General features: G+C 64.2%; 12 protein-coding genes. 5 read left to right on the forward strand and 7 right to left on the reverse strand.

Annotated features, from left to right (window positions below; genetic code table 11):
• The first annotated feature begins 32 nt into the window (after window positions 1-32).
• The 3 genes from EA187_RS18825 to EA187_RS18835 all read left to right on the forward strand — a co-directional run bounded on the left by EA187_RS18825 (window position 33) and on the right by EA187_RS18835 (window position 3,664).
• On the forward strand, window positions 33-1,535 hold the full coding sequence (locus tag EA187_RS18825) for an SDR family NAD(P)-dependent oxidoreductase (RefSeq protein ID WP_127781278.1): 1,503 nt from the start codon (window positions 33-35) through the stop codon (window positions 1,533-1,535).
• Window positions 1,536-1,745: 210 nt separating this feature from the next.
• Window positions 1,746-2,609 carry a PhnD/SsuA/transferrin family substrate-binding protein gene (locus tag EA187_RS18830; RefSeq protein ID WP_164856406.1) on the forward strand — a complete coding sequence of 288 codons (864 nt, stop codon included), beginning with the start codon at window positions 1,746-1,748 and terminating at the stop codon, window positions 2,607-2,609.
• A gap of 104 nt (window positions 2,610-2,713) precedes the next feature.
• Window positions 2,714-3,664: an aldo/keto reductase gene (locus EA187_RS18835; RefSeq protein ID WP_127781279.1), complete on the forward strand. Its 951-nt coding sequence runs from the start codon at window positions 2,714-2,716 to the stop codon at window positions 3,662-3,664.
• A 94-nt stretch (window positions 3,665-3,758) separates the two neighbouring features.
• Here the strand turns inward: EA187_RS18835 and EA187_RS18840 are convergent, their stop codons facing one another.
• Both EA187_RS18840 and EA187_RS18845 read right to left on the reverse strand, forming a co-directional pair.
• Window positions 3,759-4,091, reverse strand: coding sequence for a hypothetical protein (locus EA187_RS18840; RefSeq protein ID WP_127781280.1), 333 nt, complete (start codon window positions 4,089-4,091; stop codon window positions 3,759-3,761).
• A gap of 11 nt (window positions 4,092-4,102) precedes the next feature.
• A complete protein-coding gene (locus EA187_RS18845; RefSeq protein WP_127781281.1) occupies window positions 4,103-4,879 on the reverse strand; it encodes a collagen-like protein in 777 nt (258 codons plus the stop codon).
• A gap of 174 nt (window positions 4,880-5,053) precedes the next feature.
• On the opposite strand from EA187_RS18845, the gene EA187_RS18850 reads away from it, so the two are divergent.
• On the forward strand, window positions 5,054-7,045 hold the full coding sequence (locus EA187_RS18850; RefSeq protein WP_127781282.1) for a serine/threonine-protein kinase: 1,992 nt from the start codon (window positions 5,054-5,056) through the stop codon (window positions 7,043-7,045).
• A 13-nt stretch (window positions 7,046-7,058) separates the two neighbouring features.
• Here the strand turns inward: EA187_RS18850 and EA187_RS18855 are convergent, their stop codons facing one another.
• Window positions 7,059-7,979, reverse strand: a complete 921-nt coding sequence (locus tag EA187_RS18855; RefSeq protein WP_127781283.1) for an SDR family oxidoreductase — start codon at window positions 7,977-7,979, stop codon at window positions 7,059-7,061.
• A gap of 625 nt (window positions 7,980-8,604) precedes the next feature.
• Between EA187_RS18855 and EA187_RS18860 the strand changes: the two genes are divergently transcribed.
• Complete coding sequence (locus EA187_RS18860; RefSeq protein WP_127781284.1) at window positions 8,605-10,830, forward strand: S9 family peptidase; 2,226 nt, start codon at window positions 8,605-8,607, stop codon at window positions 10,828-10,830.
• A gap of 190 nt (window positions 10,831-11,020) precedes the next feature.
• Here the strand turns inward: EA187_RS18860 and EA187_RS18865 are convergent, their stop codons facing one another.
• The 4 genes from EA187_RS18865 to EA187_RS18880 all read right to left on the reverse strand — a co-directional run bounded on the left by EA187_RS18865 (window position 11,021) and on the right by EA187_RS18880 (window position 14,380).
• Complete coding sequence (locus EA187_RS18865) at window positions 11,021-11,332, reverse strand: DUF3817 domain-containing protein (protein WP_127781285.1); 312 nt, start codon at window positions 11,330-11,332, stop codon at window positions 11,021-11,023.
• Between the two features lie 65 nt (window positions 11,333-11,397).
• On the reverse strand, window positions 11,398-11,757 hold the full coding sequence (locus EA187_RS18870) for a hypothetical protein (RefSeq protein WP_127781286.1): 360 nt from the start codon (window positions 11,755-11,757) through the stop codon (window positions 11,398-11,400).
• Between the two features lie 241 nt (window positions 11,758-11,998).
• Window positions 11,999-12,943 (reverse strand): hypothetical protein, encoded by a 945-nt coding sequence (locus EA187_RS18875; protein ID WP_127781287.1) that lies wholly within the window; start codon window positions 12,941-12,943, stop codon window positions 11,999-12,001.
• Window positions 12,944-13,168: 225 nt separating this feature from the next.
• On the reverse strand, window positions 13,169-14,380 hold the full coding sequence (locus EA187_RS18880; protein WP_127781288.1) for an MFS transporter: 1,212 nt from the start codon (window positions 14,378-14,380) through the stop codon (window positions 13,169-13,171).
• Between the last annotated feature and the right edge of the window lie 286 nt (window positions 14,381-14,666).

Raw genomic sequence — 14,666 nt, forward strand, 5'->3', positions numbered from 1 at the left:
CTGCCCGCAGGCGATCGGCTAAGACCGCGCCCATGGACGATCTAAAGAAAAAACTCGACGCCGCCTCCGCTCTCATGGAGCAGATCATTGAAGATCGCGGCCTCCTCGCCAACATCGACGAACCGACCCAGCGCCGCTTTCTGATCGCGGCGGGGCGCGTCTCCCACCCTTCCAAGCACGCGCGCCGGGCGCTGGCTCGGGCTCGTCAGCGCGACAAACGCGACCGGGAGCGCGACGAAGACCAGGCGCTCATGGATCAGACCGGGATTCGCCAGCTTCGCGACAAACCGATCTTCGAGACCCCCAAGCGCCGCGCCGAATTCGAGGGCACGCCCCACCAGCTCCCCGAACCCTTTGAGCTGGTGCGCACCGAGCCCATCGGCCACACCCATCAGGAGCGCATCTGCTACGTGTGCCGTGAGAGCTTTGGCCAGGTGCACCACTTCTACGACCAGATGTGCCTGAGCTGTGGCGACTTCAACTTTGCCAAGCGTTCCCAGACCGCCGACCTGCACGGACGCGTGGCGCTGATCACCGGGGCCCGCGTCAAGATCGGCTACCAGGCCGCCATCATGCTCCTGCGCGCCGGGGCCCGCGTCATCGCCCTGACCCGCTTCCCCAACGACGCCGCGCGCCGCTACGCCGCCGAAGCCGACTTCGACGACTGGAAGCATCGTCTGGAGATCTACGGTCTGGATCTGCGCCACACCCCGGGCGTGGAGGTCTTCTGCCGCCACCTCAATCAGCACCTGCCCCGGCTGGATTTCATCGTCAACAACGCCTGCCAGACCGTGCGTCGCCCCTCCGGATTTTACGACCACCTGATGCAGGGCGAACTCCACGGCGAGGGCGTGCCCGACACCGCGCGCCAGCTGGTGGGACGCGTGGAAGTTGCGAACAACGCCGACGGCGCCACCCTCACCCGCCCCGGCGCCAGCTCCGCGCTCCTGAGCCAGGTGGAGCTCCTCGACGAAGATGCCGAGCGCGGCCATCACCTCTTTCCCAAAGGCCAGCTCGACGCCGACCTGCAGCAGGTCGACCTGCGCAAGGTCAACTCCTGGCGCCTCAAGCTCCAGGAAGTCTCCGCGGTCGAACTCCTGGAGGTCCAGCTCGTCAATGCCGTGGCCCCCTTCATCCTCAACGCGCGCCTCAAGCCGCTGATGGAGGCCGTCCCCACCCGCGACAAACACATCGTCAATGTCAGCGCGATGGAGGGCCAGTTCTACCGGATCTTCAAGACCGACCGGCACCCGCACACCAACATGGCCAAGGCCGCGCTCAACATGATGACCCGCACCTCGGCCACCGACTACATCGAGAGCGGCATCCACATGAACTCGGTCGATACCGGGTGGGTCACCGACGAGGATCCGGCCGACCACGCCCGGGCCAAGCGCGAAATGCATCGCTTTCATCCCCCGCTGGACATCGTCGACGGGGCCGCGCGCATCATCGACCCCGTCTTCAACGGCATCAACACGGGCGACCACGTCTGGGGGCTCTTCCTCAAAGACTACAAACCCACCGACTGGTAAGAAACGCCTTCCTTTCGCGCCATATCCTCGTGGCTCGCCATTCCGATCTGCCCCCCACTCGCCCTATTGGGCCTGGGGGGCATCTTTTTCTCCATCGATCGTTGACGGTTGTCTTGACTGCCTCCCCTGCGTTACGAGATGCCCTCTGCGACTGGACTTACACGCGCCCACACCCACTTGCGGCGCGCCCCCTACAACCCGAGCCGTACCATGACCCAACCTCTCCGCGTCGGCGGCGTGCCCGAACACTTCAACACCCCCTTCTACCGGGCCGCCGAACGCAACCTCTTCGCAGACCAGCCCTTCGACTACAGCTTCACCGAATACTTCGGCGGCACCGGCCAGATGCTCGCTGCACTCGATGCCGGCGAGCTTGATGTGGTGGTGCTTCTGACCGAGGGCGTGGTCACCCACATCGCAAAGGGCGGCGACGCCACCATTCTTGGCACCTACGTCACCTCTCCGCTGATCTGGGGGGTGCACGTGCACGCCGACTCGCCATACACCTCCATTGAGGAGCTGCGCGGCCAGCCCTTCGCCATCAGCCGCCCCCGCTCCGGATCGCACATCATGGCCTACGTGCTCGCGGCCGAATATGGCTGGGACCCGCGCACGGAGATGAGCTTTGAGCAGGTTGGCGATCTGGCGGGCGCGCGCGTCGCGCTGGCCGAAGGCCGCGGCACCGCCTTCATGTGGGAAAAGTTTACGACCAAACCCGTCGTCGACTCTGGCGAGTGGCGGCGAGTGGGCACGTGCGCGACGCCCTGGGCCCCCTTTGTGATTGTGAGCCGTCGTGACTTTGCCCGTCAGCGTAGCGAAGACCTCAACACCCTCTTCGCCACCCTGCAAACCCTCACCGAGGAGCTCAAGCATGAGCGCGAGGCGACCATCGCTGACATCGTCGCCCGTTTTGGCCAGCGCCCCGAGGACGCCGCTGCCTGGCTCGAACTGACGTCCTGGGCGGTGCGCCCTGGCATCGATCAACCGGAGCTGACCCGCGTCATCGACACGCTCACCGAGGTCGGCGTTCTCGACGCGCCACTGGCCGACGAAGACGTCCTCTTCCCGCGTTAACGTTCGACTTTTCGCTGCGGTGTTTATCTCCTCAGGAGCGCCACCGGCCGCACGGCCGGTAGCCCCTCCGTCCGCAACGCCTATAGAGCTCCCAGGGAGTACCCATGACCACCTACCCCACCCTCCAACTTCGCCACGGACACTCCTTCCCGGCCTTTGGCCTGGGCACCTGGAAGAGCAAGCCGGGCGAAGTCTACGACGCGGTGCGCGCCGCCCTGGAAATCGGCTACCGTCACCTCGACTGCGCCGCGGTGTACGGCAACGAGGCCGAAGTCGGTCAGGCCATCAAAGACGCCATCGCCGCAGGCGACATCACCCGCGAGGAGCTCTGGGTCACCTCCAAACTCTGGAACAACGCCCACCTCAAAGATGACGTCGCCCCGGCGCTTGAGCAGACCCTGCGCGATCTGCAACTCGACTACCTCGATCTTTACCTCATCCACTGGCCCATCGCCTTCAAGCCCGGCGTAGGCTTCCCCCGCTCCCCCGACGACTGGCTCACCCTCGAAGAAGCCCCTCTCTCCGAGACCTGGGAGGCGATGCTCGCGGCAAAAGACGCCGGAAAGTCCCGCTCCGTCGGCGTCTCCAACATGGGCCCCGAGCGCATCCGCGCCCTGGGCGAAGTCGGTGAGCTGCCGGAGGTCAACCAGGTGGAGTCTCATCCGCATCTGCAGCAGGGCGAGCTTTTGAACTTCTGCAATGAGCACACCATCGTGCTTACGGCCTACTCCCCCCTGGGCTCCACCGACCGCGAGCACCGCAAAGACGACGAGCCGCCGCTCCTTAACCATCCCACCATCGAGACCATCGCTGGCGAGGTGGGTGCCTCCACCGCCCAGGTCTTGATTGCCTGGGCCATCGCGCGTGGCACGGTCGTCATCCCCAAATCGGTCAACCGCAACCGTATCCAGCAGAACTTCGACGCCCTCAACGTCGAGCTCTCTGACGCGCACATGAAAACCATCGCGTCGCTCGACAAGGGCTACCGCTACCTTGATGGCCAGATCTTTGCCTCCAACGGCTCGCCCTACACCTCCGAGAGCATCTACCGCTGACGGCGACTTATCGCACAAAAGAAAAGGCCCGAAACCTGCAGGTTTCGGGCCTTTTCTTTTACGCTTCGCCAACGCTTCTCGCTGGCGAGCCAGCTTACTTCGAGGCGTCCACATACGCGGCGCGAGCGGCCGGGTCGGCGGTGATCTCAAAGATCTTCGCCTCCAGCTCCTGCTGCGTCATCTCGGCCTCAGCAAGCAGCGCGTCCACTTGCCCGGGGTTCGCCTTGATCTTGGCGCGAAGCGCCGCAACCTCGCGCGCCTCCACCACAAGCGCCGACTCCGGCGCGGCCTTCTCTTCGGCAGGCGCCTCTTCCACCGCCGCGCTCTCTGCCGACTCGGCCGGAGCCTCCTCGGAAGGAGATTCACACCCGGCGACCATCGCCAGGCTCACCAGCATCGCAATGCACATCCACATCATCGTTCGCATAGGTCGTCTCCTTACTGATCCGCGTTCGCGTTTTTGCCCTTCGCACCGGCTGCGGTCGGACGACGTCCCTGGCCACGCTCACCGGCCTCTTCGCCTTCTTCACCTTCGGCCTGCGAACCGCGAGGCGCCTTATCCTTCACGCCGCGTTCACCGGCCTGACCACGCTCACCGGCCTGGCCACGCTCACCAGCCTGACCACGCTCACCGGCCTGACCACGCTCACCGGCCTGACCACGCTCGCCGGCCTGACCACGCTCGCCGGCCTGACCACGCTCACCGGCCTGACCACGCTCGCCGGCCTGGCCATTCTCACCGGCCTGAGCGCGCTCCGGACGCGGGCGACGACGCTCGCGCTCCTCGCGAATCTTCGCGGCGAGCTCCTGGCCACGCACGCCGGACTCCACCTGCTCTTTGACGTAGTCTCCAAAATTCTCCATCGGCCCGTGCTCACGTGCGGCCTCGGCCTCGGCCTTCAGCGTTCGGGCAGCCTCGGCCGCCGCGCTTCCGCCTTCTTCAGCACGTTCCGCATCGTCTCCTTCCGCAGCCTCCTCCGCACCTTCAGCGCGGGCAGCCTGTCGCTCCCGAATCACCTCAATCGCACGTTGAATCTGCGGATTCTCTACCCCCGCCCGCTCCAGCTCCTGGGCAGCTTCGGGAAGCGCCAGGGCCTCCAGAATCTCCGCGGCTTTATCACCGGCCTGCTCCCCACCTTCCCGGGCAAAGGCCGACGCCGACATGCACGCCACCGCCAGAAATACTCCGGCCCAACTGACTCGTGTCCATCGCATCATACATCTCCTTTTTTTCTCTGGATGGGTCGTCCACTGCAAAGCTTAACCCACTCCTGCTAGACTCGCTACCCGCACGCGCCATCCTCTGCGCTACCGTCATCGGAGTTCTCCAACCCGCTCGCCGACGATCTCAACGAGCTTTTACACGTAGCCGCCCTCATAGGACGCTTCATGAGTGACTTCGATTCACCTGCCCCTACCCTCGTTGCCCGCTGGGAGACCCTGGCGTTGAGCGACACCGCTGCAGGTGCTCCTGATGCCGGTTCGACCATTGCTGCTCGTCGACCGCTGGAGACGTTCCAGCGTCAGCAAGCACTCGGCGCGCTCCCGCTGATTCACACCGGCAGCGATAACGACGAGAAGGCGGACTTTTTGCCCGGCGAGCCCCTGGGCCAGGGTGGCATGGGCGTGGTCCACCAGGCGCACCAACGCTCCCTGTGGCGCGATGTCGCCATCAAGACCATCCGCCCCGACCGCCGCAACTCCGAGTCCACCCGCGGCCTTCTTAAAGAGGCCTGGGTTACCGGGATGCTGGAGCACCCCAACATCATCCCGGTGCACGCGTTAGGCGTCGACGCCTCCGGCGCCCCGATGCTGGTGATGAAGCGCGTCGAGGGGCTCGCCTGGTTCGATACCCTCCAATCACCTGAGCTCTTGCCCCGACGTTTTGCCGGCTACCGGGAGCCCCTTGACGCCCATCTTGAAATTCTCATGCAGGTCTGCGACGCGGTGCACTTTGCCCACAGCCGCGGCGTGATCCACCGCGACCTCAAACCCGAAAATGTCATGCTGGGAGATTATGGCGAGGTCTACCTGGTGGATTGGGGCATCGCTGTAAGCCTGGTCGACGACGGCACCGACCGCATTCAGCTCGCCCGCGATGTCGACGAAGTCGCCGGTACCCCCTCCTACATGGCCCCCGAGATGGCGCGTGGCGAGGGCGCTTCGATCGACCAGCGCAGTGACGTCTACCAGCTCGGAGCCATCCTCCACGAACTCATCACCCACACCCCGCGAAACGCCGGCGATTCGGTGATGGCCGCCCTCATCAACGCCTACCAGGCCACCCCCGTCATCTACGGCCCCGATGTTCCCGAAGAGCTCGCCACCATCTGCAACACTGCCACCGCCCGTCTCCCCGAAGATCGCTTCCAGAGCGCCGAAGACCTCCGCCTGGCCCTGGCCAGCTACCAGCATCACCGCGATTCGCGCCGTCTGGCCGACGAAGCCCGCGTGCGCCTGATCACCCTGGAAGCCCACCTTCATGAGTGGTCTGGCGACGCCTCCCAGACGCAGCAGCCACTCGCAGCGACGGACCGCTCCGAAGATAACGACGCCACCGCCCGCATCTACCGCCTCTACGCCGAGTGTCGCTTCGCATTTGAGCAGGCCCTGACCGTCTGGCCCGACAACCTCCAGGCTCGCGAAGGCCTCGACCGCGCCATCGAGCACATGCTCGACTTCGAACTGAAACAGGGCGACGAAAAAGCCGCAGCGCTGCTCCTCGACGAAATCCGAGGCGATCGCAGCGCGTTTGAAGAGCGCCTGCGTGCCCTGCGCCTGCGTCTTCATGACGAGGCTCGCGAGCTCCAGAAACTCAAAAAGCTCTCCTACGACGTCGACATCGACCTCAACAGCGCGGCCCGAAGCCGCATGAGCTTCTTGCTCGGCGTCGTCCTCGGCATCATCCCCCTCATCAACAGCGGGCTCGTGCACCTGGGCCTGGCCACCATGACCTTCCCCGAGTACTTCCTTCAGTACGTGGGCGTCATCGGCGGCGCCGGACTTATCGTCTTTTTGATGCGAAAGCGGCTCTTAAGCAACGCGATCAACACGCGCATCATCATCAGCATTTTCGTCATCCTCTTCGGATCGCTGATCATGCGCGTGATGGGCTTTATCCTGGGCCTGGACGTCGCCGGCTGCATCGCCCTTGAGAACGGCCTCTTTGCCTTCGCCCTGATGATGATGGCCACGTCGCTCGACGCTCGCCTCTGGCCGGCCAGCATCGCCTTTCTGGCCGGTGCCATCGGCGGCGGCCTGCTCCCCCACTGGATGCTCGAGTTCGACGGTGCCAGCAACGCGGCCGCTCTCTGGATCATTGCCTGGGTCTGGCGCGTCCCCCGCCAGCGGAGCCTGTCCGGCCAGCGCGGCGAATCCTAAGAAAAATCCCATCTTAAAGTCCCTCCACAATACGTTCACTTTCATCCCAAAGCCGCCGAGCAAGCTCCATATCTCGCCCGTAGCGGCTACTCTTTGCCTCGTTGCAATCCGCAAAATACGCCCCCGAAGCGTCCACATGGGGGTGCACTGCCACGTAGCACTGCGTCGCCGCCCCCTGCGCTACATTCTTCAGCGTCAACGACTCAAACATCCCGAACAACGACGTCAAAATCGGGTTCATATGCCGCGTCAGGTTGGTCTTAATCACGCCGGGATGCACCGAGTAGGCCCGACGCCCGCTGCCCTTAAACTGCCGCGCGAGCTCCCGCGCGAAGAGCAGGTTTGCAAGCTTCGACTGCCCGTAAAAACGCCACGCGTCATACCCGTTGCGGCCATCGAGGTTATCAAATGCGATGCCCCCCTTCGGCGTATGCTGATGCCCCGCACTGCTCAACGCCACCACCCGCGCATCTTCACTCAGGCTCTCACGCAGCCCCTGCGTTAAGATAAAATGCCCGATGTGGTTGGTCAGAAACTGAAGCTCATAGCCGTGATGCACCTGAAGCTCCGGTAACGCCATAATCCCGGCGTTGAGCATCAACACATCGATCGATCGCCCCGATGCCTTAACCGATTCCACACACGCCCGCACCGACTCCGGCTCCGAGAGCTCACACGCCACCGCCGTGGTCTGCGCGCTCACCCCCAGCTCGTCCGCCGTGGCCTGCGCCTTCTCTTCGGTGCGCGCCGCCGCAATGATATGCGCCCCCCGCGCCGCCAGCACCCGAAACGACTCCTTGCCAATCCCCGAGTTACACCCGGTGATCAGCACCGTCTTTCCGCCCAGGTCTACCCCCTCGGTCACCTCTTCAGCCGTCGACCCATACCCAAACCCGCTCGGCCCTCGCCCCTTGATCGCGCTCAACAATGACATCGCGTCTCCCTTGCCTCAGCTCTAAACACATCCCGGCGACCCATGCGCCGGCCCCTCTCTCACTTAGGCACAACCATGCACAACGCAACGCGATGTATACGATTACCTCCTCACCGGCAACCCGCCCACCGATGCCAACGCCCGTCCTGTATCACTACAAATGCCAGCCTATACCCCAAACGGGGCGTCGAGGGGGTCTAAACTTGCTCCCCGTGCCTCTCGTCTACCCGTCGAGGGGGTCTAAACTGGCTCCCCGTGCCTCTCGCCAGCCCGTCGAGGGGGTCTAAACTGGCTCCCCGTGCCTCTCGCCAGCCCGTCGAGGGGGTCTAAACTGGCTCCCCGTGCCTCTCGCCAGCCCGTCGAGGGGGTCCCATCGAGCACGCGGCGTTTTCTCTGCCATGCGTCCTCCCATCACCGCCCCCCCCCCCCACGCCCCTCCCAACGCACTCACGAACCTCCCCACTCCGCAAACCCCGACGCCCCACAACCACCCAACCACCCAACCACCTGACCACAAACCGCACGCCCCCCAACCTTGTCCCCACCTCCCACCTCTCGCTACTCTCCCCGCTGCAACGCTGAGAACTTACGACGTCTTCTAATCGCCCCAACCCTCGAGCCCCCCATGCCCCTTCACCGCTTCACATCGCTAAGCGCCGTCCTCGCGCTAAGTCTGACTGCCTGCGCCTCACCGGCCCCCTCCGCCGACACTGCCCCCACCGAAGAGGTGACCTCACTCGCCATCGCGCCGCCGGTCGCCCAACGCGTCGACAGCATCACCGAGATCCACGGGCGCACTCTTGTCGACCCCTACGCCTGGCTGCGCGATCGCGACAACCCCGAGACCATCGCCTACCTGGAGGCCGAAAACGCTTACGCCGAAGCCGCCATGGCCCACACCGAGGAACTTCAGGAGTCCATCTACCAGGAGATCCTCTCGCGCATCGATCAGACCGACCTCTCGGTGCCGGTGCGCCGCGGCGATTTCTTTTACTACTCCCGCACCGTCGAGGGGCAGGACTACCCCATCTACGCCCGCAAACGCGGCAGCCTCGACGCCGACGAGGAGGTCTTGCTCGATCTCAATCAGCTTGCCGAAGGTCACGACTACCTCGGGCTCGGTGCCTATGAGTTCAGCGACGATCATCGCCTGCTGGCCTACGCCATCGACACCTCCGGTAACGAGCGCTACGCCCTGCACGTCCTCGACATCGAGAGCGGCACTCATGTCGCCGGGCCCATCGAAAACACCTCCTCGGTGGCCTGGGCCAACGACAACACCACCCTCTTCTACACCACCCTCGACAGCGCGCATCGCCCTGACAAGGTCTTCCGCATGCGCCTTGATGAGCCCGACGCCGACCACGAGCTCGTCTTCCACGAAGACGACGAGGCCTTCTACGCCTACGTCAGCAAAACCCGCAGCGGCGACTTTTTGCAGCTCACCCTCTGGAGCAACGCCAGCGGTGAGTCGCATATCCTCGATGCCAACACCCCCGACGAAGACTTCCGCGTGGTCGCCCCCCGCGTCCCCGGCATCGAATACAGCGTCGCCCACCACGGCGACCACCTGCTCATCGTCACCAACGAAGACGCCATCAACTTCAAGCTGATGCGCACCCCCACTGACAACCTGGCAAAAGAGCGGTGGGAAGAGGTCATCCCTCACCGCCCCGAGACGCTGCTGCGCGCCGTTCATACCTTCAAAAACTGGTGGATCTTCGAGGAGCGCCACGGCGGCTCCCCGAGCCTGCGCGCCCGCAACCTCGAAAGCGGCGAAGAGCACACCATCGCCATGCCCGAGCAGACCTACTCGCTGCGTTTTAGCGAAAACCCCGAGTTCTCAGCCGACACCATCCGCTTTACCTACAGCTCGCTCGTCACCCCGCGCTCGGTCTTCGACTACACGCTCCCCACCCGCGCCCTCGATCTTCAAAAAGAAACCACCGTCCACCACTACGAACGCGAGCGCTACGAAAGCAGCCGCATCTACGCCACCTCCCCCGATGGCGCACAGGTGCCCATCTCCATCGTCCACAAAAAGGGCATCGCGCTCGACGGCTCCCACCCCCTCTTTTTGCTGGGCTACGGGGCCTACGGCATGAACTACGACCCCTACTTCTCGGCCTCCCGCATCTCCCTTCTGGAGCGCGGCGTGATCTTCGCCATCGCGCATATCCGCGGCGGCGGCGAGCTGGGCCGCCAGTGGTACCTCGACGGCAAACTCGCCAGCAAACAAAATACGTTCAATGACTTCATCGCCAGCGCCTCCCACCTCATCGAGGCCGGCTACACCTCTCCGGATCGCCTGGCCATCAACGGCGGCTCCGCCGGCGGCCTCCTCATCGGTGCCGTCCTCAACCAGCGCCCCGATCTCTTCGAGGCGGCCGTCGCCGATGTGCCCTTTGTCGACGTCATCAACACCATGCTCGACGCCTCCCTCCCGCTGACCGTCGTCGAATACACCGAGTGGGGAAACCCCAACACCCCCGAGGCGTTCGAGACCATCGTTGCCTACTCCCCCTACGATAACGTCACGGCCCAGGCCTACCCCCACCTCCTGGTCACCGCCGGCCTCAACGACCCCCGCGTCCACTACTGGGAGCCCGCCAAATGGGTCGCCAGGCTGCGCCACACCCGCACCGACGATCACCTCACCCTGCTGCAAACCAACATGGGCGCCGGCCACGGCGGGGCCTCGGGCCGCTACGCCTACTTCCGCGAAACCGCCTTCACCTACGCCTTCGTCCTCGATCGCCTGGGTGTTGACCACGAGGTAGGCACCTCGCAGCCAAACGCCGTCGATGCCGACGAAGAGACCGAAAACGCGAAGGCCTCGGCAACCGAGTAACACAACGCATAACCATTTATAATCGCTAAAGAAAAAGGCAGCCCTGCCGGGCTGCCTTTTTTCATGTTTATTTTTGATTCATCTCCTCCCAACCGCCCACACGAATCTCCCCACGCCGCAAAACTCCGCGCCCCACAACCATCCAACCCCAACACGCGAACCACCATCCCCCCGTACCACCTCAAACGCCTTAGTCCGCGGCGAGCGCCGGTGCCTTTTCACGCTCCGCCGCCCCCGACGAGAGATCCACCACAAAAGGCGCAAAAGGAATCACCGACGCCGCCAGCGCCCCCGCCGTCTTTTCCAGGGTCCATTTGGAGCGAAAGGCCTCCAGGAGCACCCACGCCACAAAGATCATGAACAAAAAACCGTGCGCCATGCCCACCACACGCACCATCTGGGGCTGATCCCAGACATACTTCATGGGCATCGCCACAAAGAGGAGCACCACCATCGAGAGTCCCTCGATAAGCCCGAATGTTTTCAGCGACACGAACTTCATGTTTTGCCTCACTGCCTGTTAAGCGCACGACTTCAGATCAACGGATCAAGCCTGCGCAACCCTGCTCAGAAGGGTCGAAAGACCATCAGCCCCACACACCCCACCAGCGCCAGCGTGCTGACTGCTGCCAACGCCGCGCTCCGTCTGCCCTCGGCTGCCGCCGACCACATCACGGCGTTCATCACCGCGGTCATCAGCAAGAAGGTCACGACGATCCAGCCGCTGAAGAGCGCGTGGTTGTACATACCCACCATCACCATGCCGCCTCCCCAGGTCGCCATATACCCGGGCGCAGCTACCACGTACGCCGCGCGCTGGCGCAGCCGCAGGCCCTCGCCAAGAAAGGTCAGCGCCGCGCCGGCTGCAAAGAGCACAAGCCCCGCGTACTTGACCAGTTTCAACACCGGCAACATCTCACCGCTCATCATCCGCCTCGTTGCGTCTCTTAGAACTCGCCAGCGCCGCGCCCATCGCGTCGCATTGCGCGATACCATCGCAGAAATTGCGGCGGGTGCAAGGTGGCAGGCTGTCGCAAGGTGGCAGACCCGCTGAAGATCAGCTCGCGCGCGCTCTCTCGGCTCGCACCAAAAAAAAGGGCGACCCGCAAAGGGGTCGCCCTGTTCAATCTGCCCGAAAACTCAATGCGGCTCCCGGGGTTTCAACGTATCAGCCCGCATGGGCCTCACAGCCACCAATATCCTGGCAGATCAACGTGGTGCCACACTCGCCGGCGGCCTCATTGCAGTCTTCGCGCGGGGTGTAGCCCTCGGGACAGACGTCGTAATTCGTGGTGCAGTCGACCACCGGCCCGCGGCAGTAGGCGTTGACCTCGGGACAGAGCTCGACGATGAAGCACATCCGGTCGGCGTCCGGCCCCAGGTCCACGGTGCAGTCTTCGGGGGCGACCGCCTCCAGGCCTGCCGGGCAGGTGTAGGAGGCCGGGTCGCATTCCCCCGGAGCACGGGAAGCGCAGTAGATGGTGGTGCCGCACATGCTCACCTCCCGGCACTCGTCCTGTCCATCGCAGCTATCGACCTGAACCTCGGCAGCCTCACAGACCGGCAAGGCGTCACAGATATCGATCTGTGGCGAGCAGCCGTAGGTTTCACCGCAGGCACTCAACTCGATGCACCCGTCAACCCCCTCGCAGCTCTCCACTTTGGTGAACGTGTCGTCACAGCCGGCAAGATCCACGTCACAGGTGGCTTCCTGCGGCACGCAGAGCACCTGCTCGTCGCAGGCATCCACCGCGCGGCAGTCTTCGTCCGCGTAGCCATTGCAGCTCTCCACTTCGGCTTCATCGGCCGCGCAGACGGGCACGTCGGTGCAGCTTCCCGCCTCGGCGCAGAAGATGGTGGTGCCGCAGAGAGTAACTTCATCGCAGGAATCGAGTCCCTCGCAGCTGGCCACCTCCTCAAAGCCCTCATCACACGACGGCAGCGCCAGACAGGCATCCTGCGCTCCGGCATCCCCGGCATCTTCATCGGGAAGCACATCCTCCTGCCCCACATCCGCTGGCTCATCAACGTCGGGGTCCGAGCTACAGCCAGCAATCAAAGCGCTCGCCAGAAACATCACCACGCTCAGGCGCATCTTCTTCATCCATGTCATCGCGTCTTCCTCATAAGAATCATCAAACGATCCACGCCCTCACCGGGGCAGCGTGAACCCGTTCTGGCAAAGCAGCCAGCGCCAGACAAGAAGGAAGGGATCGACCAACGTCGACGTCCCCTCACTGCGCCGTGAGCAGACATGGATGCCGATGGATGCGAGCCCGAGCGCGATGCGTGCACGACGCAAAACGCGGCCGCGTCATCAACCCGAGCTCACGTCGCACTACGGACGACGCCGCCAGAAGGGCCGCCCCCCCACCACCGGACGGTAGGGTTTCTGCAACTCCGCTCCCACCCCCTCGCGCTGCGTGGTGCGGTAGAGTGCAAAGAGCCCGATCGCCGCCTGGATCACCGCCACGCCCACGTAGAACCCGCCCGGGCCCATGGCGTCCATCAACGCAGCCACCCCCACCGGTCCGGCCGTCGCCCCCAGCCCGAAGACCAGCACCAGGGTGCTGCTGGCGGCCACACGCTGACCCGGGCGCAGGTGATCGTTGGCGTGCGCCATCCCCAGCGCATAGACCGGCATCGAGAAACCTCCCACCAGGAAGATCAGCCCCAGGGTGAGCGCCGCGCTCTGCCCCATCATCACCCAGGCCACAAGCGCCAGAGCCACGCTCAACGCGCTGGTCAGCACGATCACCGCCCGTCGCGCAAAACGGTCGCTGAGCCTGCCAATCGGAAACTGAAGGATCGCCGCGCCGGCGATGAGCATCGCCATAAAGATCGAGATCTCGGCGACCGAGAGTCCGACCTCCTCCCCGAATACCGCGCCCATCCCCAGAAGGGCTCCCGTGGAGAGCCCCGCCCCCGCGCACGCCATCACCCCCAGCGGCGAGAGCGTCCAGAGGGCGCGCGGACTCAGGCGCTCCTGCTCCTCGGAGGGCTGTGGCGCGCTGGTGGTCAGCGAGATCGGCACCAACGCCAGCGAGATCAACACCGACGTCAGCACAAAGAGCACGAGCTCCGCCGGCGAGCCCACGTTGAGGAGGAGTTGTCCCCCGCTTAAACCTACGTACTGGACGACCATGTAGAGTGAGAGAAGTTGGCCCCGTGTGCGGTTATCCGCCCGATCATTGAGCCAGCTTTCGGCCACCACATAGACGCCGGCATAACAGAACCCGGTCACCAGGCGCATCAGCCCCCAGAACCAGGGCTCAAGAATGAGACCGTGCAACAGGATCGCCGCCGAGGCCATCGATGACCACGCCGCAAAGACCCGAATATGCCCCACATCTTTGACGATTTTCGGCGTGAGGGTGGAGCCGGCCAGAAAGCCCACATAAAACGCCGACATGATCGCGCCGGTCGCCCCGGTGCTAAAGCCCTCGATCGAGGCACGAAGCCCCAGAAGGCTCGTCTGAAGACCGTTTCCCAGCATGATCAGCGCGATCCCCACCAGGAGCGCCCAGGAATGTCGAAGCGCGCTTTTCACCCTGCACCTCAGCCTCAATCAACACGATATGACACCGCGCAGCGCGCGAACTGCCGCGCTCTACTCGAATCCCACTCGCCGAGCAAGCACCGCAACTACGCCGTGAGCAGAAGTCGACGTCGATGGCTGCGAAGTCGAGAGCTTCTCGGGCAAGGCGCGAAACTAACGCTGCCCGAGGTGCTCTCAACGCAGCAGATGCTCGAAGAGGCCGTCGCTCACAGTCCCCCCCTGCCCCTGGTCGTTTAAGATACCCCTCACCGAAGCGCCCGCCGGCGTTGTACCGCGG

Origin of the sequence: Lujinxingia sediminis (assembly GCF_004005565.1) — a bacterium.
GTDB lineage: Bacteria > Myxococcota_A > Bradymonadia > Bradymonadales > Bradymonadaceae > Lujinxingia > Lujinxingia sediminis.

What these genes read in the sequence shown, in the direction of transcription:
- EA187_RS18830 (WP_164856406.1), top strand. Translation starts at nt 1,746, where the DNA reads ATGACCCAACCTCTCCGCGTCGGCGGCGTGCCCGAACACTTCAACACC.
- EA187_RS18840 (WP_127781280.1), bottom strand. Translation starts at nt 4,091, where the DNA reads ATGCGAACGATGATGTGGATGTGCATTGCGATGCTGGTGAGCCTGGCG.
- EA187_RS18855 (WP_127781283.1), bottom strand. Translation starts at nt 7,979, where the DNA reads ATGTCATTGTTGAGCGCGATCAAGGGGCGAGGGCCGAGCGGGTTTGGG.
- EA187_RS18865 (WP_127781285.1), bottom strand. Translation starts at nt 11,332, where the DNA reads ATGAAGTTCGTGTCGCTGAAAACATTCGGGCTTATCGAGGGACTCTCG.
- EA187_RS18860 (WP_127781284.1), top strand. Translation starts at nt 8,605, where the DNA reads ATGCCCCTTCACCGCTTCACATCGCTAAGCGCCGTCCTCGCGCTAAGT.
- EA187_RS18835 (WP_127781279.1), top strand. Translation starts at nt 2,714, where the DNA reads ATGACCACCTACCCCACCCTCCAACTTCGCCACGGACACTCCTTCCCG.
- EA187_RS18845 (WP_127781281.1), bottom strand. Translation starts at nt 4,879, where the DNA reads ATGCGATGGACACGAGTCAGTTGGGCCGGAGTATTTCTGGCGGTGGCG.
- EA187_RS18875 (WP_127781287.1), bottom strand. Translation starts at nt 12,943, where the DNA reads ATGACATGGATGAAGAAGATGCGCCTGAGCGTGGTGATGTTTCTGGCG.
- EA187_RS18850 (WP_127781282.1), top strand. Translation starts at nt 5,054, where the DNA reads ATGAGTGACTTCGATTCACCTGCCCCTACCCTCGTTGCCCGCTGGGAG.
- EA187_RS18825 (WP_127781278.1), top strand. Translation starts at nt 33, where the DNA reads ATGGACGATCTAAAGAAAAAACTCGACGCCGCCTCCGCTCTCATGGAG.
- EA187_RS18870 (WP_127781286.1), bottom strand. Translation starts at nt 11,757, where the DNA reads ATGAGCGGTGAGATGTTGCCGGTGTTGAAACTGGTCAAGTACGCGGGG.